The following is a 26,200-nucleotide window of genomic DNA, read 5'->3' on the forward strand; positions in this document are numbered from 1 at the left end:
GCACGGACCTCGCCGCCGCCGGTCCGGCCGCCGCCCGGCAGGTCCGGCCGCCGTCACTCCTGCGGCCCGGTCTCCTTCTCCTCCGCCGCCGTCTCCGGCCCGGGGTGCTCCGGGAGTTCCGCCGCCAGGGCCGCCGCGGACTGGACCAGGGGGAGGGCGAGCAGGGCGCCCGCTCCCTCACCGACCGTCACGCCCTGCTGCAGCAACGGCTCCAGGGCCATCCGGTCCAGCGCCTTCGCCTGGCCGGGCTCCCCGCTGTCGTGGCCGGCCAGCCACCAGTCCGGCGCCCGGAACGCGATCCGCTGCGCGACCAGCGCGCACGCGGCCGACACCACGCCGTCCAGCACCACCGGCAGCTTCCGCACCGCCGCCTGCAGCAGGAACCCGGTCATCGCCGCGAGGTCGGCCCCGCCGACCGTCGCCAGCAACTGCATCTGGTCCCCGAGCACCGGCCGGGCCCGCCGCAACGCGTCCCGGATCGCCGCGCACTTGCGCATCCAGGCGAGGTCGTCGATGGCCAGTCCGCCCCGTCCGGTCACCACGGACGCGTCGGTCCCGCACAGCGCGGCGACCAGCGTGCACGCCGCCGTGGTCCCCCCGACGCTCACGTCGCCGAGCACCACCAGGTCCGTCCCCGAGTCGGCCTCCTCGTCGGCCAGCGCCATCCCCGCCCGGAACGCCGCCTCGGCCTCCTCCGCGGTGAGCGCGTCCTCGACGTCGATCCGGCCGCTGCCCCGTCGCACCCGGTGCCGAACGACCTCCGCGGGCAGTGCGCCGGGGTCGCAGTCCAGTGCCATGTCGACGATCCGCAGGGGAACCCCGAGCCGCCGGGCCAGCACCGCCACCGGGCTGGCACCCTCCAGGACGGCCCGCACCAGCACCGCGGCGGTGCCCGCCGGCCGCGCCGACACGCCGAGTTCGGCGACGCCGTGGTCGCCGGCGAAGAGCAGGACCCGGGGCCGTTCGACCGCCCTGACCGGTACGGAACCCTGCGCGGCGGCCAGCCACTCGCCGAGGTCGTCGAGGCGGCCCAGCGACCCGGGCGGCACCGTCAGCCGCTCCCGGCGCGCCTCTGCGTCACGGCGCACACCGCCGTCGGGGCGCTCGATCAGATCGGTGAAGTCGTCGAGATTAAGCGAGCTCATTCGCCGAACAGTACCGGCACCGAACGAATGGTTCGGTGCCAGATCGCCGCCCCACCCGCACGGCGTCTTGGCAGGCAAGATCGGTATCCCATACGTTCACTTTTGGAGTGGATTGCGTACAGGGAGCACAGGGAGCCGCCGATGCCGCCCACACCCGAACTCCTCCCGGGCACCGACCGGTTCCACGAACCGCGTCGCGAGGACTGTCCCTGGTGCGGGTCCGGACGTCTGCGCACCCGTGTGCGCACGACCGACCTCCTGCACCACCGGCCCGGCAGCTTCGCCGTGGACGAGTGCCGCGACTGCGGCCACGCCTTCCAGAACCCCCGGCTGACCGCGGAGGGCTTCGTCCTCTACCACCGGGACTACTACGAGGGCCGGCTGGAGGACCACACCGACCGCCTGCTCGCGACCCGCGGCGGCCGCCGCCGGCACCGCGCCGCCGCCCGCGCGATGCACGCGCTGACCGAACCGGAGAGCTGGCTGGACGTCGGGACGGGCCGCGCCCACTTCCCGCGCACGGCGAAGGAACTCTTCCCGTACACGTCGTTCGACGGCCTCGACTCGACCCTGCGGGTGACGTGGGCCCAGGCCGACGGGCACATCGAGGAGGCCCACTGCGGCCACCTGACCGCCCCGCACATGCTGGCCAGGCTGCGCGCCCGCTACGACGTCGTCACCATGTTCCGGCACCTCGAACACGCCCCCGACCCGCGCGCCGAACTGCGCGCGGCGCTCGCGGCGCTGCGGCCCGGCGGCCACCTCCTGATCGACGTCGCCAACCCGCGCAGCGCCTTCGGCGCGCTGCTCGGCAAGTGGTGGGCCCCGTTCGGCCAGCCCCGGCACCTGCACCTGCTGCCGCCGGCCAACCTCCGGGCGGAACTGGAGTCCCAGGGCTGCGAGATCCTCACCGCCGACCGCAGGACGCCGCACATCCCGTGCGACCTCTCGGCGGCGCTCGCCCTGGTACTGGGCCGGCTGCTGCCCGGACCCCTCCGGCCGGCGACGGCCCCGCTGGTGGCCGCGGCGGCGGCCGTCGACCACGCGCTGGCCCCCCTGCTGCGCCGCACACCCTTCTCCAACGGGTACCGGATCATCGCGAAGAAGGGCTGACGAGGACCGGTCGCGCCCCGCACGGGGCGCGACCCTGCCACCCGGGCCCTAACGCAGGACCAGCGCCTGCCCGGCCACCACCAGGACCACCTGCTCGCACTCGCCCGCGAACGCCGCGTTCAGGCGGCCCAGTTCGTCCCGGTAGCGGCGCCCCGACGCGGTGGCGGGCACGATGCCCGACCCCACCTCGTTGGAGACGGCGACCACCGTCCGCCGGGTCGAGCGCACCGCCTCGGTCAGCTCCCGCACCCGTTCCCGCAGCGCCTTCTCGCCGCCCGACGCCCACTCGGTGTCGTCCCACGCCCCGACGGAGTCCATCGCGTCCGTCAGCCACAGCGACAGACAGTCCACCAGCAACGGGGGCCCGTCCTCGGCCAGCAACGGCACCAGGTCGCACGTCTCGGTGGTACGCCACGACCCCGGCCGCCGCTCCCGGTGCACGGCCACCCGTGACGCCCACTCGGTGTCCCCGCCGCGCGTCCCGCCCGTGGCCACGTACAGCACGCCGGGGAAGGACTCCAGCCGCCGCTCGGCCTCCACGGACTTGCCGGACCTGGCCCCGCCCAGCACCAGCGTCCGGCGCGGCACGTCGGGCACCTCCTCGTACACCCCGACCGTCAGCGTGGTGCCGTCCGGCACCGCCCGCGCCCCGGCCGCCGCCAGCCGCCGCCGCAACTCCGGTCCCGGCGGCACGTCGTGGCCGAGATGGACGGCGACGACGTCGGTCGCCGGACCCACCGCACCGACCGCCCGCAGCCGTGCCAGCGCGTCCGGACGCCCCACCACGTCCAGCAGCGCCATGTCGTACGACTCCGCGCCCTCGTCGCTCCCGTTCTCCAGCCCGGCCGGCGCACCGCCCGGCGGCAGGTACAGCAGCCGTTGCCCGTCCGGGCCGGTGACCGCGTACCCGGTGCCGCCCGCGTCCATCGCCAGCGCCCGCACCCGGTGCCCGGTCAGCAGCGCCAGCTCCCGCCCGTCCGGCACCCGGCCCGGCTGCGGCAGCCCGGCCGGCACCTCGACGGCCGGCCCGTCGTGCGGGTGTGACAGCAGCACCTGCCGTACACCGGTGAGGGACCGTCCGGCCCGTGCCGCCGCGAACGCCGCGCCAGGCGTCAGATCGAGCAGCAGCGTGCCGTCGACGAGCACCGCGGTGGCGGCCCGCGCGTCCGCGCCGACGGCCGTCGCGCAGGCCGCGCAGGAACAGTCGGGCTGGGGCAGCCCCGCGGGAGCACCGGTACCGAGCAAAGTCACTTCCACGGACCGATTCTCACCCGTCCTGACGGTTCTCGCTCCGGCCGACGCCCCCTGCGGTGTGCCCCGCCAGGGGCGCTCGGGGTGCTCCCGGCCGAAGGCCGGGGGGCGAACCACGCGGCCCGCCCCCACCGGCCCGCAACCAGCGGAGTTTTCGTCGGCCTCCTTATACGATGCACCAGTTGGATCAAAGGAGGCCTATATGGCGGCATGGACGTGGCGGTTCGAGAAGGCCGACGGGACGGAGGTCCAGCCCGCGGTGGAGCCCGAGGAGTTCACCACCCAGGGCGACGCCGAGTCCTGGATCGGCGAGCAGTGGAAGGAGCTGCTGGCCGGCGGCGCCGACCAGGTGCGGCTCTACGAGGACGCCACCGAGATCTACGGACCGATGAGCCTGCACGCGGACGAATCCTGAGAGAGGTGCCGGTCCGGGGCGGCCCCGCGAGGTGCCGCCCCGCCGTCACTGCTCGCTCAGTGTCACGTCCACCGTCCGCCGGACGTCCTCCCGGCTGTACGTCACCGTCGTCTTCTGCCCGGGCCGGTCGGCGGCGAGCGACTCGGCCAGTGAGGTGATGGTGGTGACGTGGTCGTCGCCCAGCCCGGTGATGATGTCCCCGGCCCGGATGCCCGCCCTGTCGGCCGCGTCGCCCGGTTTCACGGTGACGACGGCCACCCCGGCGGGCCGGTAGTTCACGTCGACGACCGTGCGCCCGCTGATGCCGAGCGCGGCCCGCCCCGAGTCGGTCACCTTGCCCTGCTTGATGATCTGGTTGGCGACGGTCTTCACCATCGACCCCGGGATGGCGAACCCGATGCCGGGCGCCGCGCTGCCACCGAGGTCGGGGTCGCTCGCGGCGAGCGTCGGGATGCCGATGACCTGCCCGTCCAGGTTGACCAGTGCGCCGCCGCTGTTGCCGGGGTTGATGGCGGCCGAGGTCTGCACCATGTTCGGGATGGTGGCACCGGTGCCGCCGCCCTCCTGGTTCTCGCTGACGGTGCGTCCGGTCGCCGACACGATGCCCTCGGTCACGCTGGACGACAGCCCGAGCGGCGAGCCCATGGCCAGCGTGATCTGCCCGACCTCGACCTTCTCGGTGTCCCCGAAGGAGGCCGCCTTCAGCCCGTCCGGGAGTTTGTCCAGCCGCAGGACCGCCAGGTCCTGCTCGGGATAGGAGTAGACGAGCGTCGCGGTGAGCGGTTCCTCGTTGTTGGCGGTCGTCACCTTGAACTTCTTCTCGCTCTGGACGACATGGGCGTTGGTGACGATGTGTCCCCTGTCGTCGTAGACCACGCCGGAGCCCAGGTCGTGGGTGGCCTGGATCTGCACCACCGACGGCAGGACGTCCCTGATCACCTTCTGGTACTGGTTCTGCAGGTCGGCCGCGACCGCCGGGACGGCCGCCCGGGTGGCGGTGGGGTCCTTCGCCGCGGCGCCGTCGAAGCCGGAGCAGCCGCAGACGAGGGCTGCGAGACAGCAGGAGCCGAGCGCGGCGGCCGTACGGAAGGTCCGACGGGTACGGGAAGCGTCCATGCCCCGAGTCTCGTTGCGGGTTCCGGGTCCGGCCCGTACAGCTGACCCGAACGAGCAGCACGCGGCGGGTTCAGCCGCGGACCCCGCACAGGTGGAGCAACGCCGCGACCGCGCGGTAGGGATCCGTCCGCCCGGCCCGCTCCTCGGCGGCCAGCAGCGTGTCCAGGTCGGCGGGCGGTGCGGCGTCGTCCGCGGCGGTGTCCGTGAACACCCGTACCCCGTACCAGGAGTGCAGCGGCGCGCCGATGCCGGCGAGCGCGGCGGTGACCGTGGCCAGCCGGTCGGCCCGCACCTCGAGGCCCAGCCGGTTGTGGTAGGTGAGGCTGTCGAAGGCGGAGGCCGCCCCCGCCCAGTCCCCGCTCAGCCCCGGCCGCATGGCCAGCGCGTCGGCGTTGCGCACGAGCAGCGACAGCAGCCCGCCCGGCGCCAGCATCCGGGCCAGTCCGGCGAGCAGCGCGTCCGGCTCCTCGACGTACATCAGCACACCGTGGCAGAGCACCAGGTCGAAGCTGCCCGGCAGGAAGTGGACACCCGTGTCCCGTCCGTCCCCCTCGACGATCCGCACCCGCTCGCGGATCCCCTCCGGCTCACCCGCCAGGGCCTGCCGGGCGGCCGCGATCATCGCCGGTTCCCGCTCGACACCGGTCACCTGGTGCCCGGCACGGGCCAGCCGCAGCGCCTGCGTGCCCTGGCCCATCCCCACGTCGAGGACGCGCAGCCGCAGGCCGACCGCGAACCGCCCGGCTATCTGCTCGTCGAGCTGGCGGGCCACCAGCTCCTGCCGTACGACGTCACGCAGCCCGCCCAGCCTGGTCAGCCAGGCCTTCGCCGCACCCCCGGAGAACGGCTCTGCGCTCAGGGCCGCTCTCCGCGCTTGACCTGCGGCTTGGGCAGCCGGAGCCGGCGCATCTGGAGGGAGCGCATCAGACCGTAGGCGACGGCGCCCTTCTTGTTCTCGTCCGGGAACCGCTCGGCGAGGCGCTTGCGCAGCCGGATGCCGCTCACCGCCGCGTCGAGCACGATCAGCACGATCACGACCAGCCACAGCAGCAGCGCGATGTTCTTGATCGCCGAGTTGTTGACCACGCTCATGACCAGGATGACCACGGCCAGCGGCAGGAAGAACTCCGCCACGTTGAAGCGCGAGTCGACCCAGTCGCGGGCGAACCTGCGGACCGGGCCCTTGTCACGGGCCGGCAGGTACCGCTCGTCGCCGGTGGCCAGCGCCTGGCGCTGCCGGTCCATGGCGGCACGCCGGTCGTCGCGCTGACGCTTGGCGGCGTCCTTGCGCGTCGTCGGCGTGCTCGCCACGCTGCGGCGCTGGGTCTGGGCCTCGCTGCGCTTGGGCGTGGGCCTGCCCTTGGGCGCCTGCGGGTCACGGGTCTGCTTGGAGTCGGTCACCGGCGCCTTGTCGGCGGGGGCCTTCTCTTCCTTGGCACGGCTACGGAACACAAAACCCAAGGGTACGGGGTGGACGGGTGTGGGCCCTAGCCCGGCGGGGAACGATCCCGCAACGCCGGACGTCTCCAATAGGGGACAGAGGGGATGTTGCAGACGGTTCGCCCGGTTCGTACGACGTCGGTCCGGCGTTGTACGGGGGTTGTACGGCGGTTGTGCGCAGGTTCACCGGAGCGGTCGCTCCGGGGGACCCTGGGGGCCCACCTACTACCTGTGCCGGAGCGGAGACGGCCGCAGTCGTCCTTGGGGATGAGCGCATCGGTCCCCGAACAGTGCGGTAATGGAGGCAGGGCCCGTACTGTGGGTTCTGTCGCAGGATCTGTGAGCTGGAGTCCGTCAGAAGGGGGCGCGCGAAGCCCATGAGCGGTGTCATGAAGCGTATGGGGATGATCTTCCGCGCGAAGGCGAACAAGGCCCTGGACAGGGCCGAGGACCCGCGCGAGACCCTCGATTACTCGTACCAGAAGCAGCTCGAGCTGCTTCAGAAGGTGCGCCGCGGGGTGGCGGACGTCGCCACCTCCCGCAAGCGGCTCGAACTCCAGCTGAACCAGCTCCAGCAGCAGTCCGGCAAGCTGGAGGACCAGGGCCGCAAGGCGCTGGCGCTGGGCCGCGAGGACCTCGCCCGTGAGGCGCTGTCCCGCCGCGCCGCCCTCCAGCAGCAGGTGACCGACCTGGAGACCCAGCACGCCACCCTCCAGGGCGAGGAGGAGAAGCTCACCCTCGCGGCCCAGCGCCTCCAGGCCAAGGTGGACGCCTTCCGCACCAAGAAGGAGACCATCAAGGCCACCTACACCGCCGCCCAGGCCCAGACCCGCATCGGCGAGGCCTTCTCCGGCATCTCCGAGGAGATGGGCGACGTCGGCCTCGCCATCCAGCGCGCCGAGGACAAGACGCAGCAGCTCCAGGCCCGCGCCGGCGCCATCGACGAACTGCTCGCCTCCGGTGCCCTGGACGACCCCACCGGCATGGCCAAGGACGACATCGCCGCCGAGCTGGACCGCCTCTCCGGTGGTACGGATGTAGAGCTGGAACTGCAGCGCATGAAGGCCGAGCTCGCCGGGGGTTCTCCCCAGCAGGCCATCGAGGGCGGCACCGACCAGGGCCGGCAGGCGCAGCAGCCCCAGGACACCCCGCGCTTCGACAAGCAGTAGCCGACGCCTGGAGGGCGACATGGCCGACATGGTCGTAAGGATCATGGGGGAGGGCCAGGTGAGGCTGGCCGACAGCCACCTCACCGAACTCAACAAGCTGGACGACGAGCTCCTGGCGGAGACGGAGTCCGGTGACGAGTCGGCCTTCCGCCGCACCCTGACCGCCCTCCTGGACAAGGTCCGGGAGCTCGGCACCCCCCTCCCGGACGACGCCCTGGAGCCCTCGGACCTGATCCTCCCCTCCCCGGACGCGACCCTGGAGGAGGTCCGAGCCCTCCTGAGGGACGACGGCCTGATCCCGGGCTGACGCGAATCCCCCCGACGCAGCGGACCCGTACCCCTGCGCATCCGGTCCGGGGCCCGCGGACGAAGCCGGACCCGTACCCCTGCCCACCCCGTCCGGGGCCCGCGGACGAAGGTCGGTCCGCACATTGATCAGCCCGTCCGGCGTTTGAGGACGAGGCCGTTCAGGCCGAAGCGGGGGTGCGGGGGCGGCAGCCCCTGCGAACGGCGCCCGTGACGGCGGGCCGAACCGGCGGTTCCGGCGCACCCGGACCCGCCGTACTGTTCACACCGTGAGCCCCTTCGAGAGAGCGCGCTGCCGCGTCGGCGCCCATCCACTGGCCGTGGACGCGGTCATCGCCGCGGGCGCTCTCGTGTGCATGGTCGTGAGCTCCTTCGCGGTGCCGCACGGCGCACACGGCGTCGCCTGGGGCATCCGCACCCCGGACCCCCTCAGCCTGGTCCTGATGACGCTCGCCGCCGTCGCCCTGGTCTTCCGCCGCTACGCCCCGAAGACGGTCCTGGCCGTCACCGGCGCCGCCTCCGTCGTCGAGTGCGTCACCGGTGACCCCCGCGCCCCGGTCGCGATGGCGGCCGTCGTCGCCCTGTTCACCGTCGCCGCCACCACCGACCGCCGCACCACCCTGCGGGCCGGCCTGCTCACCATGACCGTGCTGACCACCGCCGCGATGGCCGCGGGCCCCCTCCCGTGGTACGCCCAGGAGAACCTCGCGATCTTCGCCTGGACCGGCATCGGAGCCTCCGCCGGGGACGCGGTTCGCAGCCGGCGGGCCGTCGTCCAGGCCATCCGGGAGCGCGCCGAGCGCGCCGAGCGGACCCGGGAGGAGGAGGCCCGCCGCCGGGTCGCCGAGGAGCGGCTGCGCATCGCCCGCGACCTGCACGACGTCGTCGCCCACCACATCGCCCTGGTCAACGTGCAGGCGGGGGTGGCCGCACACGTCATGGACAAGCGGCCCGACCAGGCCAAGGAGGCCCTCGCCCACGTCCGCGAGGCCAGCCGGTCCGCGCTCAACGAACTGCGCGCCACCGTCGGCCTGCTCCGCCAGTCCGGCGACCCCGCGGCCCCCACCGAACCCGCGCCCGGCCTGCACGTCCTCGAAGAGCTCGCCGACACCTTCCGCAACGCCGGCCTCCAGGTCGAGGTGGCCCGCGCCGACCAGGGCACCACCCTGCCCGCCGCCGTGGACCTCGCCGCCTACCGGATCGTCCAGGAGGCCCTGACCAACGTGCAGAAGCACGCGGGACCCGAGGCCAAGGCGGAGGTCAGCGTCGTACGGGTCGGACCGCACATCGAGGTCACCGTCCTGGACAACGGCTCGGGGGAGGGCGGCGAACCGGCTCCCGAGGAGGGCGGCGGCCATGGGCTGCTCGGCATGCGCGAGCGCGTGACGGCCCTGCGCGGCACCCTCACCACCGGCCCCCGCTACGGCGGCGGCTTCCGCGTCCATGCGATCCTGCCGGTCAAGACCGACACCGACGACCGCGCCGACGACCGCGCCGACCACCGGCCGGCCGCCCTGGGGGACTCCGCATGACGATCCGTGTCCTGCTCGCCGACGACCAGGCCCTGCTGCGCAGCGCGTTCCGGGTGCTCGTCGACTCCGAGTCCGACATGGAGGTGGTCGGTGAGGCCTCCGACGGCGCCGAGGCGGTGCGGCTGGCCCGGGAGACCGGAGCCGACGTCGTCCTGATGGACATCCGGATGCCGGGCACGGACGGTCTGGCCGCCACCCGGCTGATCAGCGAGGACCCGTCCCTGGACGAGGTCCGGGTGGTCATCCTCACCACCTTCGAGGTCGACGACTACGTCGTGCAGGCGCTGCGCGCGGGCGCCTCCGGCTTCCTCGGCAAGGGCAGCGAGCCCGAGGAGCTGCTGAGCGCCATCCGGGTCGCCGCCGGCGGTGAGGCGCTGCTCTCCCCGACCGCCACCAAGGGCCTGATCGCCCGCTTCCTCGCCCAGGGCGACACGGGCGCCGACGGCCGCGACCCGGCCCGCGCCGAACGGCTGGAGGCACTCACCTCCCGCGAGCGCGAGGTGCTGGTCCAGGTCGCCGGCGGGCACTCCAACGACGAGATCGCCGAGCGCCTGGAGGTCAGCCCGCTGACCGTGAAGACGCACGTCAACCGGGCCATGGCCAAGCTCGGCGCCCGGGACCGGGCCCAGCTCGTGGTGATCGCCTACGAGTCCGGGCTGGTCCGTCCGCGGATGGACTGATCTCCACCCGGGCGTACTGCGCAGGGAGTAGGTGCCGGACAAAGGACGGCACCCTGGGGCTACACGACCGGGGCCGCGCATGGGTGAGGGTGGTGGGGTGGGCGCTCACAGGTGCCCCCTGTGCCGCTCATCCGTCGCTCACGCGCCGCGCACCGCAGCTCCGCGCACAGCAGCTCACCGAAAAGAGACCCTGACCCATGTCCTGGCTGTCCCGATTCAGCCTCGCGCAGCGGGCCCTGATAGGCCTCATGTCCTTGATCGCGCTCGTCTTCGGCGCGATCGCGATCCCCCAGATCAAGCAGCAGCTGCTGCCCACCATCTCCCTGCCCATGGTGTCGGTGATCGCCCCCTACCAGGGCGCGGCCCCGGACGTCGTCGAGAAGCAGATCGTCGAGCCGATCGAGAACAACCTCGAGGGCGTCGACGGGGTCACCGGTGTCACCTCCACCGCGAGCGAGGGCAACGCCGTGATCATGGCGTCCTTCGACTACGGCAACGACACCAAGCAGCTGGTGGCCGACGTCCAGCTGGCCGTCAACCGCGCCCAGCTCCCGGACTCCGTCGACCCGCAGGTCATCTCCGGCTCCACGGACGACATGCCGACCGTGGTCCTCGCCGTCACCTCCGGCAAGGACCAGCAGGCTCTCGCCGACCAGCTCGACAAGACGGTCGTCCCGGACCTGAAGGACATCGACGGCGTGGGCCGCGTCCAGGTCACCGGCGTGCGCGACCTCCAGGTCACCGTCACCCCCTCGGACGCGAAGCTGCAGAAGGCGGGTCTCACCCCCGCCGCCCTCGCCCAGACGCTCCAGGCGGCCGGCGCGACCGTGCCGGCGGGCTCCTTCGACGAGGACGGCGCCAACCGCACCGTCCAGGTCGGCGGCGGCCTCACCTCGCTCTCGCAGATCGAGAACCTGATGGTCACGGGCCAGGGCGTGCCGAAGCCGGTCCGGCTCGGCAGCGTCGCCACGGTGAAGCAGCAGGAGGCTCCGGCCGACTCCATCACGCGCACCGACGGCCGCCCCAGCCTCGCCGTGAGCGTCACCATGGACCACGACGGCAGCGCGGTCTCCATCTCGAACGCGGTCAAGGACAAGCTGCCGAAGCTGCGTCAGGACCTCGGTTCGGGCGCCACCCTCACGGTCGTCAGCGACCAGGGCCCGGCCGTCTCCAAGTCCATCAAGGGCCTGACCACCGAGGGCGCCCTCGGCCTGGTCTTCGCGGTCCTGATCATCCTGGTCTTCCTGGCCTCGGTCCGCTCGACCCTGGTGACGGCGGTCTCCATCCCGCTGTCGGTGGTCCTCACACTGATCGTGCTGTGGACCCGCGGTCTCTCCCTCAACATGCTCACCCTCGGCGCGCTGACCATCGCCATCGGCCGGGTCGTGGACGACTCGATCGTGGTCCTGGAGAACATCAAGCGCCACCTCGGCTACGGCGAGGAGCGCCAGGCCGCCATCATCGGCGCGGTCCGCGAGGTGGCCGGCGCGGTCACCTCCTCCACCCTCACCACGGTCGCCGTGTTCCTGCCGATCGGCCTGGTCGGCGGCATGGTGGGCGCCCTGTTCGGCTCGTTCAGCATCACCGTGACGGCCGCGCTGCTCGCCTCCCTGCTGGTCTCGCTGACGGTCGTACCGGTGCTGTCGTACTGGTTCCTGCGCGCCCCGAAGGGCACCCCCGAGGACGCCGACGAGGCCCGCCGAAAGGCCGAGGCGAAGGAGGCCGACAGCCGGCTCCAGCGCGCCTACGTGCCCGTCCTGCGCTTCGCGACCCGGCGCCGCCTCACCAGCGTGCTGATCGCCGCCGTGGTCCTGGTCCTCACGTTCGGCATGGCCGGGGCGCTGAAGACCAACTTCTTCGACCAGGGCGACCAGGAGGTCCTCACCGTCAAGCAGGAGCTGAAGCCGGGCACCAGCCTGGCGGCGACCGACGCGCAGGCGAGGAAGGTCGAGAAGCTGCTCGCCTCCGTCGACGGGGTGAAGGACTACCAGGTCACCGTCGGCTCGTCCGGCTTCATGGCGGCCTTCGGCGGCGGCACCGACACCAACCAGGCGTCGTACTCCGTGATGCTGGACGACGCGAAGTCGTACGACAAGGTGCAGAGCGCCATCGAGGACGGCCTGCACAAACTGCCCGGCATCGGCACGACCACGGTGTCCGCCGGTGACGGCTTCGGCAGCCAGGACCTGAGCGTCGTCGTCAAGGCGGCCGACGGGGACGTGCTGCGCAAGGCCTCCGAGCAGGTCCGCGCCACCGTCGCGAAGCTCGACGACGTCACCGACGTCACCAGCGACCTCTCCCAGAGCGTGCCGCGCATCTCGGTGAAGGCCAACTCCAAGGCCGCCGCGGCCGGCTTCGACGACCAGACGCTGGGCGCCGCAGTCACCCAGGCGGTCAAGGGCACCACGGCCGCCAAGGCCACCCTCGACGACACCGAGCGGGACGTCGTCGTGAGGTCGGCGAAGCCGGCCGAGACCCTCGCCCAGCTGCGCGCCCTCAAGCTGGGCCCGGTGAAGCTCGGCGACATCGCCACCGTCAAGGTGGTGGACGGGCCGGTCTCGATGACCCGCATCGACGGTCAGCGCGCGGCGACCGTCTCCGCGAAGCCGACCGGTGACAACACCGGCGCGGTCAGCACCCAGCTGCAGTCGAAGATCAAGGCACTGAAGCTCCCGGCGGGCGCGACGGCCTCCATCGGCGGCGTCACCTCCGACCAGGACAGCGCGTTCAAGAACCTGGGCCTGGCGATGCTGGCGGCGATCGCGATCGTCTTCATGCTGCTGGTCGCGACCTTCCGCTCGCTGGTCCAGCCGCTGATCCTGCTGGTCTCCATCCCGTTCGCGGCGACCGGCGCGATCGGCCTGCTCGTCGTCACCGGCACCCCGATGGGCGTCCCGGCGATGATCGGCATGCTGATGCTGATCGGCATCGTGGTGACCAACGCGATCGTCCTGATCGACCTGGTCAACCAGTACCGGCGCCAGGGCTACGGCGTGGTCGAGGCGGTGATCGAGGGCGGCAGGCACCGGCTCCGCCCGATCCTGATGACCGCGCTGGCGACCATCTTCGCCCTCCTGCCGATGGCGCTCGGCGTCACCGGTGAGGGCGGCTTCATCGCCCAGCCGCTCGCGGTGGTGGTGATCGGCGGTCTGATCACCTCCACGCTGCTCACCCTGCTCCTCGTCCCGACGCTGTACGCGATGCTCGAACTCCGCAAGGAGCGCCGGGCGAAGAAGCGGGCCGCGAAGCAGGACCGCGGGACGGCGGACTCCGCCGCCGCGGCCGAGGAGCCGCAGCCCGCGGCCGTCTGACGGTCCCGCCGGCGACGCCCGACGGCCGGGCGCGCGACGGCCGGTTCCCGGAACACCACCGGGAACCGGCCGTCCGCGCCCGGCCGTTCCGTATGCTGGCGCCGCGAACCGCACGGCGGAGAAGGGGAGTTTCGGCGTGCCGCTGCACAAGGACGACCCGAGATCCCTCGGCGGGTACCGGCTGGCCGACCGGCTCGGGGCCGGCGGAATGGGCATCGTCTACTGGGGCCGGTCGCGCTCCGGGCGCGAGGTCGCCGTCAAGGTGGTGCACGCCCAGTACGCCGGCGACCCGGTCTTCCGCGCCCGGTTCCGGCAGGAGATCGAGGCCGCCCGCCGGGTCAGCGGAGCCTTCACCGCACCCGTCCTGGACGCCGACCCGGACGCGCCCGCCCCGTGGATGGCCACCCAGTACGTGCCCGGCCCCTCCCTGGCCGCCCGCATCCGGGCCCAGGGCGCGCTGCGCGTCACCGAACTGCGGCCGCTGGCCCTCGGCCTGGTGGAGGCGCTCCGGGACATCCACCGGGCCGGGGTCGTGCACCGCGACCTGAAACCGGCCAACGTCCTGATGGCCGACGACGGTCCGCGCGTCATCGACTTCGGCATCTCCCGGGCGGCCGAGAACCACCACACCCTCACCGAGACCGGGCAGATGGTCGGCACCCCGCCGTTCATGTCACCGGAGCAGTTCACAGACGCCCGTACGGTCGGCCCCGCCTCGGACGTCTTCTCGCTCGGCGCGCTGCTGGTGTACTGCGTCACCGGGCGCGGCCCGTTCGACGCCGACAGCCCCTATCTGACCGGCTACCGGGTGGTCCACCACGAGCCCGTCCTGGACGGGGTGACCGGCCCGCTGCGCGCGGTCCTGGAGCGCTGTCTGACAAAGGACCCCGCGGCCAGGCCCGGACTCGACGAACTGGCCCGCGAGTTCGCGGCGGCCCTGCCGGAGACCTCCGCCGACGAGGCGCACACGATGACTCTGCGCCTGCCGTTCGCCCGGCCGGGCGCCGTCCCGTCCCCGGACGAACCCACCCCGGCGGTCACCGGCCGCCGCCCGCGCCGCCGCACCCCCTGGCTGCTGGCGGCCGCGGCCGCCGTCACCGCTCTCGCCCTGACCGGCTACCTCCTGCAGAGCCCGGGGGACGGCGGCGACACGGCGCGCAACGGCTCCCCGGCCGCCTCCGGATCGCGCTGGGGCACCCTCCCCGACGGCTGGAGGCCCTGGCAGACGACGGTGTCCGCGACCGCCGAGCAGGGCGTGAAGAAGGCGCCGGGGTACGAGGGTTCCACCTCGCCCTCCTGCGTCTCGGACGGCTCCTCCGTCTACTGCGGCGGCACCGCCCTGCTGCCCACCCGGGTCGACGCCACCACCGGCCGGACCCTGTGGCGCGCCGGGATCGCGCCGAGGGGCGTCCCGGCCGACCGGTACATCACGACCGTCCTCGGCGTGGACGACGGCCGGGTCCTCGTCGAACTCCAGGTCACCGCCGACAACGGCGCGGGACAGTCGCAGTCCGTCATGGCGCTGGACATCGGGAACGGCACGAGGATCTGGGCGCACCCGGTCCGCACCGACAGCCTGGGTTCGGCCTACGCCGACGGGGTGACCCTGACCCAGGAGGGCGACGGCAGCACGGTCACCCTCCGCTCCGCCCGGGACGGCGGCGTGCGCAGGACCGTGCCGGTGCCCCGGGGCTGGCTCTGCTCCCTGCTCGCCGTGGGGGACTTCCCCTACGTGGACTGCGGCGACCAGACGGACGGCTCGCGGGCCACGCGGTTCTTCACCGTCGACCCGGCCGACGGGCCGGTGCGGACCCTGGACTCGCCCGCCCAGACGGGCAGTTTCGTTGGCATCCTCTCCGGACGGCTGGTCTTCCTGGAGGCGGACGACCAGGACGTCGACAACGGCCCCGACCTGATCTACACCCGCATCGTGCGGGTTGACCCGAAGACCGGCAGGCGCTCGGTGACCGAGCTGCCCGAGCACTACCGGGGCGGGCTGCCCACCCTGGCCCGGGGCACGCTGTACCTCGCCACCTCAAGCGGCCTGGTCACCGCGTTCTCGCCGACGACCGGGGAGAGGCTGTGGTCCAGCCACACCACCCTGGAGTCGCCGGGCCAGGCCTCGGCGGACGCGAGCGGCCGCACGCTCTACATGGCCGGCGCGAGCGGCCGGGTGGTGGCGCTGGACGCGGCGAAGGGCACGGTCCTGTGGGAGTCCTCGGCCCGCGCCCAGGTGCTCGGCAACAGCGGTCTGCTGCCCACCGTCTGGTTCAACCGCGGTGCCCTGGTCCTGTCGACCTCCGACGGCACCGTCTTCACCCTCGACCCGGCGCACCCCGAGCGGAAGCCCGTCTCGGGGTGACACCGGGGGGCGCGGCTACGGCAGCGCCAGCATCCGCTCCAGGGCGAGCTTGGCGAACGCCTCCGTCTCCTTGTCGACCTCGATCCGGTTGACCAGGTTGCCCTCGGCCAGCGACTCCAGGGTCCAGACCAGGTGGGGGAGGTCGATGCGGTTCATGGTGGAGCAGAAGCAGACCGTCCTGTCGAGGAAGACGATCTCCTTGCCCTCGGGAGCGAAACGGTTCGCCAGTCGGCGGACCAGGTTCAGCTCGGTGCCGATCGCCCACTTGGAGCCGGCCGGCGCCGCTTCCAGGGCCTTGATGATGTACTCCGTCGAACCGACGTAGTCGGCCGCGGCCACCACCTCGTGCCGGCACTCCGGGTGGACGAGGACGTTCACGCCCGGGATGCGCTCGCGCACGTCGTTCACCGACTCCAGCGAGAAGCGGCCGTGCACCGAGCAGTGGCCGCGCCACAGGATCATCTTCGCGTTCCGCAACTGCTCGGCGGTGAGGCCGCCGTTCGGCTTGTGCGGGTTGTAGAGCACGCAGTCCTCCAGGGACATGCCCATGTCCCGGACGGCGGTGTTGCGGCCGAGGTGCTGGTCGGGCAGGAACAGCACCTTCGTACCCTGCTCGAAGGCCCACTCCAGGGCCCGCTCGGCGTTGGACGAGGTGCAGATGGTGCCACCGTGCCTGCCGGTGAACGCCTTGATGTCCGCGGACGAGTTCATGTACGAGACGGGGACGACCTGGTCGGCGATCCCGGCCTCGGTCAGCACGTCCCAGCACTCGGCGACCTGCTCGGCCGTCGCCATGTCGGCCATCGAGCAGCCGGCCGCGAGGTCCGGCAGGACCACCTTCTGGTCGTCCGAGGTCAGGATGTCGGCGGACTCGGCCATGAAGTGCACGCCGCAGAAGACGATGTACTCGGCCTCCGGGCGGGCGGCCGCGTCCCGGGCCAGCTTGAAGGAGTCGCCCGTGACGTCGGCGAACTGGATGACCTCGTCGCGCTGGTAGTGGTGGCCGAGCACGAAGACCTTGTCGCCGAGCTTCTCCTTGGCCGCGCGGGCGCGCGCGACCAGGTCCGGGTCGGACGGCGACGGCAGGTCGCCGGGACACTCGACACCCCGCTCGCTCTTCGGGTCGGCCTCACGGCCGAGCAGCAGCAGGGCGAGGGGGCTCGGCTGTACGTCGAGTTCCGTGGTCTGGGCGGTGGTCACGACACGCACCCTTTCTACTTTTCGTCGTTCTGACGTTATCTATCATAACCGCTTCACGTCACTTTGACGATGGCCATTGTGTCGATGTGACGTGATCCCGGTGACGGACCGGAGGGTTGCCGGGGAGCGGCCGCGGGGTGTTCAACAGGCCGCTGGGCGTGACTTCGGGCATGTGCGAGCATGAAGACGTAGAGAAAACGCGAGAACGCGAATGCCGGCCCGGAATGAAACAGCGGACCCGCCGGTTGCACTCGTCGGCAAGCAGTCTCCGTACAACCCGGGAGAGATGTAGATGTCCGTATCGGACGAGACCAGCACCGCCACCGACGGCATCATCCTCAGTGACGCCGCCGCGGCCAAGGTGAAGGCCCTGCTCGACCAGGAAGGCCGCGACGACCTCGCGCTGCGTGTCGCCGTCCAGCCCGGCGGCTGCTCCGGCCTGCGCTACCAGCTCTTCTTCGACGAGCGTTCCCTCGACGGCGACGTCGTCAAGGACTTCGGCGGCGTCAAGGTCGTGACCGACCGCATGAGCGCGCCCTACCTGGGCGGCGCGTCGATCGACTTCGTCGACACCATCGAGAAGCAGGGCTTCACGATCGACAACCCGAACGCGACCGGTTCCTGCGCCTGCGGCGACTCCTTCAGCTGAACCGGCCCGGCCGGCTCCTCTAGCCGAGCCGGCCCGGCGGACGGAACGAAGGCGGCGGCCCCCTTCCTGGGGGGCCGCCGCCTTCGTGCGTGGTTCCTCAGCCCACCTGCGGGTCGAGCGCGGTCGCCTTCTCCTTCGGGACCGCCCTGCCGTCCGTGCCGACCACCTTCCGGCCGTCCAGCGGCGCGTCCAGCCGCACCGTCCGGTGGTACTGCTTGGCGATCAGGATGCAGACCTTGTCCGGCCAGGGCGTCTCGGTCACCTTGACCACCACCTGGCGCGCCCCCTCGTCCGCGGTGGCCTCGTAGTCGGCGCACACGCCGCCGGTGAAGGCGACGGTGAGACCGCTGCCGTCGGCCGTGTAGCCGTCCAGCCGCACGTCCTTCGGGGTCCCGGGGGAGGAAGCGGGCGTCGGCGAGGCCGCGGAGGCCAGGTACTTCGGGTCCACCGCCGGGTAGGTGACGGTGTACGAGTCGGCCGCGCCACGCACCTGGAACAGCCAGGACGGCACCAGCGCCTGCCGGCCGCCGACGGAGTGCGCGGCCAGTCCGAACACCGCGCCCCGGATCACGGCGGAGGCGGCGGACGGCGACGAAGCGGAGCACGGCTGCTCCAGCCGGTCCTTCAGCGGTACGGAACTGGCGCAGCCGCCGATCCCCACCCGGTGGTCCGACCGGGGCGCCGCGTTCATCAGATCCAGGGTCCTGCGGGCGCTCAGCACCGGATAGGTGGCGCCCTTGGCCGCCACCGCCAGCATCCCGTTGCCGCCGACGACCTCACCCTGCTTGTCGACGGTCAGCCCGGTCGTCCAGCCGTAGGTGGGCAGCCCGTCCGCGACCGGGTTCGCGTTCACCGCCCGCCGGTCGCCCATGACCTGGCTCGCGTCGAGCTTCGCGCCGTCCTGGCCGAGCGCGTCGAGCACCGGCGCGGCGGCCTTCTCCGCGGCGGAGGCGCTCACCGGGGTGGCGGCAGGCGCCGCCGGATCCCGGCCGCACACCGGCCCCCTCTTGCAGTTGTCGGTGCCGGGGGCGTAGCGGCTGTACGTCCAGATCCCCGGGGCGTCCCTGTTGACCTGGAGGCTGCCCCCGGAGCCGTCGCTGTCGGTGCCGACCTTCCACACCGGGCCCTCGGCGACCGGCGCGCCCTCGATCCCGAGCGCCTGCGCCAGGGCGGCCACCCGGGCCTTGGAGACCTCGCCGGCCGGCTGGTACACCGCGGCGGACGCGGGCCCGGCGGGAAGCGTCCCGTCCGCCCGGTAGGTCACGCCGTAGGGATTGGGCTCGCCCGGGGCGATCCCCTTGCCTCCGGAGGAATAGCCGTCCAGGGCGAGCGGCGGGGGAGTGCCGCCACCGGGGGCGCCGGCCCCCGTCCCGGTGCCGTTCCCGCCGGACCCGCCTGATCCGCCTGATCCGCCGGTCGCGGCGAGGTAGGCCCCACCACCGCCGACCAGCAGAACGGCGGCGGCCACGGAGGCGACGGCGACGAGGGACCGGCGCCGAGCAGCCCGCCCCGCCTCCCCGGGCACACCGGAGAGCGCGGCCACCTCGGCGGGATCCGCGTCGCGGCCGGGGGCCTGCCCCGGTTCGGCCTCCGGCCCGTCACCGGCGATCTGCCCGGACCCGGAGCCCGCGTCCGCGCCGGGCGCGCGCGATGAACCGGGTTTCGACTCCGGCGCGGCCGCCTCCCGCGACTCGGAGACCGTCTCCGGGACGGCGGCCGGCTGTGACTCGGGGGCCGGGTCCGGGGCAGCGGCTGGATCCGGCTCGGGGGTCGCGTCGGGGGCGGCGGCTCGCTCCGGCTCGGGGGTCGCGTCCGGGACGGAGGTGGCCGTCGGTGCGGGAGGCGCGCTCGAGGCGGGGCCTTCCTCCGACGTCGGGGCCGTGTCCGGCTCCGGTACCGAGTCCGGCTCGGCCGCCGGTTCCGCGGTGGCGTCCGGGTTCGGCTCGCGTGCGTCCCCGGGAGCTACCGCGGGCGCGGTCGACGCGGGCTCGGACAGGGGCCCCGTGCCCTCCCGTTCCGAGCGCGTGGTGTCACCGGCGGGTCCCGCGGCGCGCCCCACGGCCGCGTCCTCGTCGTTCTCGGGTCGCTCGCTCTTCACCGCATCGCTCCTCGCCGCGTGTCGTATCCCGCCTCCCCTGCACGGGGGACGGCGATGGGACGCGGGAGGGGGGCGCGCGGTTCCCCGGAAACGCGCCGGGCGCCTCAGTCCCCGTAGTCGGACATCGCGTCCAGGAGCCTGGCGGACTTCTTCGGCACCGTCACCCCGTGGATGAGTGACGGCGGCACCGGGCGGGCATCACCGTGATCCGGAACCACCCAGTGCGGGGCCATCCGGGCGCAGTCCCCACGCAGCGACGCCAGGTCGCCGTCGGGGTCGGCCGGAGCGGAAGCCTGGACCTTGAGGTTCGTCATGAACGAACCGTATGCACGCCGAGCGCCGCGAAGAAAGATCTACTATCGGGTAGTTTTGACACCTTCAGAGCCCCCGCCCGACCCGGTAGCGTTAACTGTCATTCACGCCTCCCCTCAGGAGAGTCCCAGCCGTGCGCATCGCAGTCACCGGCTCCATCGCCACCGACCACCTCATGACCTTCCCCGGCCGCTTCGCCGACCAGCTCGTCGCGGACCAGTTGCACACGGTCTCGCTGTCCTTCCTGGTCGACAACCTGGACGTGCGCCGGGGCGGCGTCGGCGCCAACATCGCGTTCGGCATGGGACAGCTCGGCACCCGCCCGGTCCTGGTCGGCGCGGCGGGCTTCGACTTCGACGAATACCGGGCCTGGCTCGACCGGCACGGCGTCGACACGGACTCCGTCCGCATCTCCGAGACCCTGCACACCGCGCGTTTCGTGTGCACGACCGACGCCGACCACAACCAGATCGGCTCCTTCTACACGGGCGCGATGAGCGAGGCCCGGCTGATCGAGCTGAAGACCGTGGCCGACCGGGTGGGCGGACTCGACCTGGTCCTGATCGGCGCGGACGACCCGGAGGGCATGCTCCGCCACACGGAGGAGTGCCGGACCCGGTCCATCCCCTTCGCCGCCGACTTCTCGCAGCAGATCGCCCGGATGAACGGCGACGAGATCCGGATACTGCTGGACGGCGCGACCTACCTCTTCTCCAACGAGTACGAGAAGGGTCTGATCGAGACCAAGACCGGCTGGAGCGACGAGGAGATCCTCGGCAAGGTCGGCCACCGGGTCACCACGCTCGGCGCACGCGGGGTGCGGATCGAGAAGGCCGGCGAGGAGACCATCGAGGTCGGCTGCCCCGACGAGGAGCGCAAGGCGGACCCGACGGGCGTCGGCGACGCGTTCCGTGCCGGTTTCCTCTCCGGGCTCGCCTGGGGGGTCTCGCTGGAGCGGGCGGCCCAGGTGGGCTGCATGCTGGCGACCCTCGTCATCGAGACGGTGGGCACGCAGGAGTACCAGCTGCGCCGCGGCCACTTCATGGAGCGGTTCACCAAGGCGTACGGCGACGAGGCGGCCGAAGAGGTGCGCGGCCACCTGGTCTGACGTCGCCGGCAGGCGGGAGCGCGGGGGCTGGTCGCGCACACGCGGCGGCAGCCGCGGGCCGACAAGGCCCCGCGCCCCCGACGGGGTGCATCAGCCGATCCGGCGTACCAGGTACGCCGTTCCCCTTTCCGCCGGCTCCTCGCCCTCGTACCCCTGGCCCCGCATCTCGCACCACGCCGGGATGTCCAGGCGGGCCGCCTCGTCGTCCGACAGCACCCGGACCAGGCCCCCCACCGGCACCCTCCCGATGACCTTCGCCAGCTCGATGACCGGGATCGGGCACCGCTTGCCCAGGGAGTCCACGACGACTTCCGCCGCGCGGACGGTCGGCGTCACCGTCGGGGCGTCCAGTTTCTCCCGCACCCCCGCCACCACTCCCGGCAGCACGTCCAGGAAGCGGTCGACGTCCGCGCCGTCGGCCCCCGCCGGCAGCGACACCCGTACGTTCCCCTCGCTCAGCACGCCCATCGCCTTGAGCACATGGCTCGGTGTCAGGGTGCTGCTCGTGCAGGAGGATCCGGAGGACACGGAGAAGCCCTCCCGGTCCAGCTCGTGGAGCAGCGTCTCCCCGTCGACATAGAGGCAGGAGAAGGTGACGACACCCGGCAGCCGCCGGTCCGCGTCGCCCACCACCTCCACGTCCGGCACCAACTCCGGAATCCGCGCCCGGATCCGTGCCGTCAGCTCCCGCAGCCGTACGGCCTCCCGCTCCGCCTCCGCCCGGACCGCCCGCAGGGACGCGGCCGCCGCGACGACCGCCGGCAGGTTCTCGAAACCGGGGGAGCGGCCCGACTCCCGCTCGTCCGACGCCCCTTGGACGGCGAACCGCACCCCCTTGCGCACGGCCAGCAGCCCGACCCCGCTCGGGCCGCCCCATTTGTGCGCGCTCGCCGTCAGCAGGGACCAGTCACCCTCCACGCGCCCCCATCCCAGCGACTGCGCCGCGTCCACCAGCAACGGCACCCCGGCCGCCCGGCACGCCTCGGCGACGGCCGCGACCGGCTGCACGGTGCCCACTTCGTGGTTGGCCGACTGGAGGCAGGCGAGCGCGGTGTCGGACCGCAGGGCGTCGGCGTAGGACTCGGGGTCCACCGCGCCCGTCCGCCGCACCGGCACCCGGGTCACCTCGCCGCCCTCCGCCTCGAACACCTCGGCCGAATGGAGTACCGAGGAGTGTTCGACGGCTGACACGATCAGGTGACGTCCGGTGCGACGGCGGCCGGCCAACGCGCCCGCCATGCCCGTATGGACGGCCCGGGTGCCCGACGTGGTGAACGTCAGCTCGTCCGTGCGGCAGCCGACCGCCTCGGCGGCCGCCTCCCGCGCGGCGTCCAGCAGCATGCGCGCCTTGCGGCCCTCGCGGTACAGCCGGGAGGGGTCGGCCCACCCGTCGTCCAGGGCGGCCAACAGGGCCTGCCGGGCGACGGGGTGAAGGGGAGCGGCGGACGCGGCGTCGAAGTAGGGCACACGGCAACGTTAGAACGCGGGCAAGCAAATCAGGGGCGCGGGGCTGCGCCGATATGCGGCTCCGCCGCGTGGGCGCGACCAGCCACAACGCACGCCGCACCCGCCCGTCAAACCGCGACAACCCGAGCTATTGGGCGCCCATTCCCACCCCAACCGAGTGACAGGCGACGCGTATGCCCCCCTCCCCGCGAACCCCCGGAGGGCGTCGGCTAGGGTTTGGTCCGCATAAACATCCAAACCCCTGCCCGACGCAGGGCGGCGACCGACCAGCGAGAAGGCCGCAGCCGAACCGCGCGGGCGAGACTCTCGGGAAGGCGCTACGTGAGTCCCAACGGCTCCGACCGCTCGCCGCGGCGCCCGATGCGGCGGAAGCTGCTGCAGGCTATGACCGCGGGCCTGGTCCTGGCATCCGCTACCGGATGCACATACAAGGACTTCCCCCGCCTTGGTATGCCCACCCCGACCACGGAAGAGGCTCCACGGATCCTCTCCCTGTGGCAGGGCTCCTGGGCCGCCGCGCTCGTCGTCGGCGTGCTGGTGTGGGGTCTGATCATCTGGAGCGCCATCTTCCACCGGCGCAGCCGCACCAAGATCGAGGTGCCGGCCCAGACCCGGTACAACATGCCGATCGAGGCGCTGTACACGGTGGTTCCGCTCATCATCGTCTCGGTGCTGTTCTACTTCACCGCGCGTGACGAGACGAAGCTGCTCAGCCTCACCGACAAGAAGCCCGCCGTCACGGTCAACGTGGTGGGCTTCCAGTGGAGCTGGGGCTTCAACTACGTCACGCCCGTCGACGGGGTCACCGGCGACGCGAAGACGGACCCGAACCTGGCCGCCATTCCGGACCGGTTCAAGAAGGACTTCCCGGCCGCCGCCGGCGGCGTCTACGACGTCGGTACGCCGGGCGTCAAGGGCCCGACCGGCAACCCCGGTCCGACGCTCTGGCTCCCCAAGGGCGAGACCGTCCGCTTCGTCCTCACCTCGCGCGACGTCATCCATGACTTCTGGGTGGTGCCGTTCCTGATGAAGATGGACGTCGTCCCGGGCCACACCAACGCGTTCCAGGTGACCCCCAATCAGGAGGGCACCTTCCTCGGCAAGTGCGCCGAGCTCTGCGGTGTCGACCACTCCCGGATGCTGTTCAACGTGAAGGTCGTCTCGCCCGAGCGTTACCAGCAGCACCTCAAGGAACTCGTCAAGAAGGGGCAGACCGGTTACATTCCCGCCGGCATCGCGCAGACGAGCCACGAGAAGAACCGGGAGACGAACAACCTGTGAGCATCCTCAACGAACCCCAGGGTGCCGCGGCTGAAGGCTCGTACGCCGACGAGCTGCCGGTCAGGCGCAAGCAGCCCGGCAATGTCGTGGTGAAGTGGCTGACGACCACCGACCACAAGACCATCGGAACGCTCTATCTGGTCACGTCGTTCGTGTTCTTCCTGATCGGTGGAGTGATGGCGCTGCTCATGCGCGCCGAGCTCGCCCGGCCGGGTCTGCAGATCATGTCGAACGAGCAGTTCAACCAGGCGTTCACGATGCACGGCACGATCATGCTGCTGATGTTCGCGACGCCGCTGTTCGCCGGCTTCACGAACTGGATCATGCCGCTCCAGATCGGCGCGCCCGACGTCGCGTTCCCGCGGCTGAACATGTTCGCCTACTGGCTCTACCTGTTCGGCTCGACGATCGCGGTGGGTGGCTTCCTCACCCCGCAGGGCGCGGCCGACTTCGGCTGGTTCGCCTACTCCCCGCTGTCCGACGCGGTCCGCTCCCCGGGCCTCGGCGCCGACATGTGGATCATGGGTCTGGCCTTCTCCGGTTTCGGCACCATCCTCGGCGCGGTCAACTTCATCACCACGATCATCTGCATGCGGGCACCCGGCATGACGATGTTCCGGATGCCGATCTTCGTGTGGAACGTGCTGCTGACCGCGGTCCTGGTCCTGCTGGCCTTCCCGGTCCTCGCCGCCGCGCTGTTCGCGCTGGAGGCGGATCGGAAATTCGGGGCACACGTCTTCGACGCGGCCAACGGCGGAGCCTTGCTCTGGCAACACCTCTTCTGGTTCTTCGGCCATCCAGAGGTGTACATCATCGCGCTGCCGTTCTTCGGCATCATCTCCGAGGTCATCCCGGTCTTCTCCCGCAAGCCGATGTTCGGCTACATGGGTCTGATCGCGGCGACCATCGCGATCGCCGGTCTGTCCGTGACGGTGTGGGCGCACCACATGTACGTCACCGGCGGAGTGCTGCTGCCGTTCTTCTCCTTCATGACGTTCCTCATCGCCGTACCGACAGGCGTGAAGTTCTTCAACTGGATCGGCACCATGTGGAAGGGGTCACTGAGTTTCGAGACCCCGATGCTGTGGGCCACCGGCTTCCTGATCACCTTCACCTTCGGTGGTCTGACCGGTGTCATCCTGGCCTCGCCGCCGATGGACTTCCACGTCTCCGACTCGTACTTCGTGGTGGCCCACTTCCACTACGTGGTCTTCGGCACGGTCGTCTTCGCGATGTTCTCCGGCTTCCACTTCTGGTGGCCGAAGATGACCGGCAAGATGCTCGACGAGCGGCTCGGCAAGATCACCTTCTGGACGCTGTTCATCGGCTTCCACGGCACGTTCCTGGTCCAGCACTGGCTGGGCGCCGAGGGCATGCCGCGCCGTTACGCCGACTACCTGGCGGCCGACGGCTTCACCACGCTGAACACGATCTCGTCGATCAGCTCCTTCCTGCTCGGCCTGTCGATCCTGCCGTTCCTCTACAACGTCTGGAAGACGGCCAAGTACGGCAAGAAGGTCGAGGTCGACGACCCGTGGGGTTACGGCCGTTCGCTGGAGTGGGCGACCTCCTGCCCGCCGCCGCGGCACAACTTCCTCACCCTGCCGCGGATCCGCAGCGAGTCCCCGGCGTTCGACCTGCACCACCCTGAGATCGCCGCCCTGGAGCAGCTGGAGCACGGCCACGCCGTCGCCGCTGTCGCGGGCAGCAAGGAGGCCGGCAAGTGAAGATCCAGGGCCGCATGTTCGTGTGGCTGAGCGTCTTCGTCCTCGCCATGGCGATCGTCTATGGCGTGTGGTCGAAGGAGGCGGCCGGTACCACGGCGCTCTTCATGGCCTTCGGCCTGTGCATCATGATCGGCTTCTACCTGGGCTTCACGGCCTCGCGGGTGGACGCCGGTGCCCAGGACAACAAGGAGGCCGACGTCGCGGACGAGGCCGGCGAGGTGGGCTTCTTCAGCCCGCACAGCTGGCAGCCGCTCGCCCTCGGTGTCGGTGGCGCGCTGGCCTTCCTCGGTGTGGCCGTCGGCTGGTGGCTGCTGTACTTCTCGGCGCCCATCATCATGATCGGCCTCTTCGGCTGGGTGTTCGAGTACTACCGCGGTGAGAACCGCACCCAGTAGGCGCACCCGAGACGCACCGGGAGCCCGGACCCTCCGCCAGGGGGGTCCGGGCTCCCGGCGTTCCGGGTGCGGTTCCCGCCATCGGCCCACCGGCGTCCCCCGTCCGGGTCATCTGACATGCCG

22 protein-coding genes are annotated in these 26,200 nt (G+C 72.0%); 13 read left to right on the plus strand and 9 right to left on the minus strand.

Translation table 11 applies throughout. The features are described 5' to 3' along the window. Window positions 1-53: 53 nt before the first annotated feature. Window positions 54-1,145 (minus strand): nicotinate-nucleotide--dimethylbenzimidazole phosphoribosyltransferase, encoded by a 1,092-nt coding sequence (cobT, locus tag ACFY3I_RS12985; RefSeq protein WP_390860608.1) that lies wholly within the window; start codon window positions 1,143-1,145, stop codon window positions 54-56. A 141-nt stretch (window positions 1,146-1,286) separates the two neighbouring features. Here cobT and ACFY3I_RS12990 point away from each other — a divergent pair, with 141 nt between their 5' ends. Beyond that, window positions 1,287-2,258 (plus strand): class I SAM-dependent methyltransferase, encoded by a 972-nt coding sequence (locus ACFY3I_RS12990; RefSeq protein WP_390860609.1) that lies wholly within the window; start codon window positions 1,287-1,289, stop codon window positions 2,256-2,258. Window positions 2,259-2,306: 48 nt separating this feature from the next. Here ACFY3I_RS12990 and ACFY3I_RS12995 read toward each other — a convergent pair whose 3' ends face one another. Beyond that, the gene (locus ACFY3I_RS12995; protein WP_390860610.1) at window positions 2,307-3,515 is read right to left on the minus strand and encodes a bifunctional adenosylcobinamide kinase/adenosylcobinamide-phosphate guanylyltransferase; all 1,209 of its coding nucleotides are present in this window, start codon (window positions 3,513-3,515) and stop codon (window positions 2,307-2,309) included. Window positions 3,516-3,711: 196 nt separating this feature from the next. Between ACFY3I_RS12995 and ACFY3I_RS13000 the strand changes: the two genes are divergently transcribed. After that, window positions 3,712-3,924, plus strand: a complete 213-nt coding sequence (locus ACFY3I_RS13000) for a hypothetical protein (protein ID WP_360496180.1) — start codon at window positions 3,712-3,714, stop codon at window positions 3,922-3,924. A gap of 45 nt (window positions 3,925-3,969) precedes the next feature. On the opposite strand, the gene ACFY3I_RS13005 is transcribed toward ACFY3I_RS13000, so the two are convergent. The 3 genes from ACFY3I_RS13005 to ACFY3I_RS13015 form a co-directional block, all read right to left on the minus strand. Next, complete coding sequence (locus ACFY3I_RS13005; RefSeq protein WP_390860611.1) at window positions 3,970-5,040, minus strand: S1C family serine protease; 1,071 nt, start codon at window positions 5,038-5,040, stop codon at window positions 3,970-3,972. Between the two features lie 70 nt (window positions 5,041-5,110). Then, window positions 5,111-5,812 carry a class I SAM-dependent methyltransferase gene (locus ACFY3I_RS13010; protein ID WP_390860612.1) on the minus strand — a complete coding sequence of 234 codons (702 nt, stop codon included), beginning with the start codon at window positions 5,810-5,812 and terminating at the stop codon, window positions 5,111-5,113. An 83-nt stretch (window positions 5,813-5,895) separates the two neighbouring features. Beyond that, window positions 5,896-6,570 carry a DUF3043 domain-containing protein gene (locus ACFY3I_RS13015; RefSeq protein ID WP_365295558.1) on the minus strand — a complete coding sequence of 225 codons (675 nt, stop codon included), beginning with the start codon at window positions 6,568-6,570 and terminating at the stop codon, window positions 5,896-5,898. 287 nt (window positions 6,571-6,857) lie between these two features. On the opposite strand from ACFY3I_RS13015, the gene ACFY3I_RS13020 reads away from it, so the two are divergent. The 6 genes from ACFY3I_RS13020 (at window position 6,858) to ACFY3I_RS13045 (ending at window position 15,840) form a co-directional block, all read left to right on the plus strand. Continuing rightward, window positions 6,858-7,649, plus strand: a complete 792-nt coding sequence (locus ACFY3I_RS13020) for a PspA/IM30 family protein (RefSeq protein ID WP_365295556.1) — start codon at window positions 6,858-6,860, stop codon at window positions 7,647-7,649. A gap of 28 nt (window positions 7,650-7,677) precedes the next feature. After that, the gene (locus ACFY3I_RS13025; RefSeq protein WP_365295570.1) at window positions 7,678-7,956 is read left to right on the plus strand and encodes a hypothetical protein; all 279 of its coding nucleotides are present in this window, start codon (window positions 7,678-7,680) and stop codon (window positions 7,954-7,956) included. Between the two features lie 268 nt (window positions 7,957-8,224). Next, window positions 8,225-9,487: a sensor histidine kinase gene (locus tag ACFY3I_RS13030; RefSeq protein ID WP_390860613.1), complete on the plus strand. Its 1,263-nt coding sequence runs from the start codon at window positions 8,225-8,227 to the stop codon at window positions 9,485-9,487. Continuing rightward, window positions 9,484-10,167: a response regulator transcription factor gene (locus ACFY3I_RS13035; protein ID WP_365295553.1), complete on the plus strand. Its 684-nt coding sequence runs from the start codon at window positions 9,484-9,486 to the stop codon at window positions 10,165-10,167. The genes ACFY3I_RS13030 and ACFY3I_RS13035 overlap by 4 nt, the downstream gene beginning before the upstream one ends. A gap of 197 nt (window positions 10,168-10,364) precedes the next feature. Then, on the plus strand, window positions 10,365-13,478 hold the full coding sequence (locus ACFY3I_RS13040; protein WP_390860614.1) for an efflux RND transporter permease subunit: 3,114 nt from the start codon (window positions 10,365-10,367) through the stop codon (window positions 13,476-13,478). Window positions 13,479-13,614: 136 nt separating this feature from the next. After that, window positions 13,615-15,840: a PQQ-binding-like beta-propeller repeat protein gene (locus ACFY3I_RS13045; protein WP_390860615.1), complete on the plus strand. Its 2,226-nt coding sequence runs from the start codon at window positions 13,615-13,617 to the stop codon at window positions 15,838-15,840. 15 nt (window positions 15,841-15,855) lie between these two features. On the opposite strand, the gene nadA is transcribed toward ACFY3I_RS13045, so the two are convergent. Continuing rightward, the gene (gene nadA / locus ACFY3I_RS13050) at window positions 15,856-17,040 is read right to left on the minus strand and encodes a quinolinate synthase NadA (RefSeq protein ID WP_390860616.1); all 1,185 of its coding nucleotides are present in this window, start codon (window positions 17,038-17,040) and stop codon (window positions 15,856-15,858) included. A gap of 292 nt (window positions 17,041-17,332) precedes the next feature. Between nadA and ACFY3I_RS13055 the strand changes: the two genes are divergently transcribed. Further along, window positions 17,333-17,689 carry an iron-sulfur cluster assembly accessory protein gene (locus ACFY3I_RS13055; protein WP_030951236.1) on the plus strand — a complete coding sequence of 119 codons (357 nt, stop codon included), beginning with the start codon at window positions 17,333-17,335 and terminating at the stop codon, window positions 17,687-17,689. Window positions 17,690-17,786: 97 nt separating this feature from the next. Here ACFY3I_RS13055 and ACFY3I_RS13060 read toward each other — a convergent pair whose 3' ends face one another. Next, window positions 17,787-19,787: a hypothetical protein gene (locus ACFY3I_RS13060; protein ID WP_390860617.1), complete on the minus strand. Its 2,001-nt coding sequence runs from the start codon at window positions 19,785-19,787 to the stop codon at window positions 17,787-17,789. A gap of 104 nt (window positions 19,788-19,891) precedes the next feature. Next, entirely contained in the window at window positions 19,892-20,101 is a 210-nt protein-coding gene (locus tag ACFY3I_RS13065; RefSeq protein ID WP_390860618.1) for a hypothetical protein, read from the minus strand. 131 nt (window positions 20,102-20,232) lie between these two features. Between ACFY3I_RS13065 and ACFY3I_RS13070 the strand changes: the two genes are divergently transcribed. Beyond that, complete coding sequence (locus tag ACFY3I_RS13070) at window positions 20,233-21,207, plus strand: carbohydrate kinase family protein (protein WP_365295543.1); 975 nt, start codon at window positions 20,233-20,235, stop codon at window positions 21,205-21,207. A gap of 90 nt (window positions 21,208-21,297) precedes the next feature. Here ACFY3I_RS13070 and ACFY3I_RS13075 read toward each other — a convergent pair whose 3' ends face one another. Then, the gene (locus ACFY3I_RS13075; protein ID WP_390860619.1) at window positions 21,298-22,674 is read right to left on the minus strand and encodes a cysteine desulfurase/sulfurtransferase TusA family protein; all 1,377 of its coding nucleotides are present in this window, start codon (window positions 22,672-22,674) and stop codon (window positions 21,298-21,300) included. A gap of 321 nt (window positions 22,675-22,995) precedes the next feature. Here ACFY3I_RS13075 and coxB point away from each other — a divergent pair, with 321 nt between their 5' ends. From coxB to ACFY3I_RS13090, 3 genes are read left to right on the plus strand one after another with little or no spacing between them, the layout of a single operon-like run. Continuing rightward, on the plus strand, window positions 22,996-23,955 hold the full coding sequence (gene coxB, locus ACFY3I_RS13080; protein WP_365295539.1) for a cytochrome c oxidase subunit II: 960 nt from the start codon (window positions 22,996-22,998) through the stop codon (window positions 23,953-23,955). Continuing rightward, window positions 23,952-25,682, plus strand: a complete 1,731-nt coding sequence (gene ctaD, locus ACFY3I_RS13085; RefSeq protein WP_365295537.1) for a cytochrome c oxidase subunit I — start codon at window positions 23,952-23,954, stop codon at window positions 25,680-25,682. The genes coxB and ctaD overlap by 4 nt, the downstream gene beginning before the upstream one ends. Beyond that, the gene (locus tag ACFY3I_RS13090) at window positions 25,679-26,077 is read left to right on the plus strand and encodes a cytochrome c oxidase subunit 4 (protein ID WP_046727399.1); all 399 of its coding nucleotides are present in this window, start codon (window positions 25,679-25,681) and stop codon (window positions 26,075-26,077) included. Before ctaD ends, ACFY3I_RS13090 begins: the two co-directional genes overlap by 4 nt. Window positions 26,078-26,200: the final 123 nt, after the last annotated feature.

Source organism: Streptomyces sp. NPDC001068 (assembly GCF_042897315.1).
GTDB lineage: Bacteria > Actinomycetota > Actinomycetes > Streptomycetales > Streptomycetaceae > Streptomyces.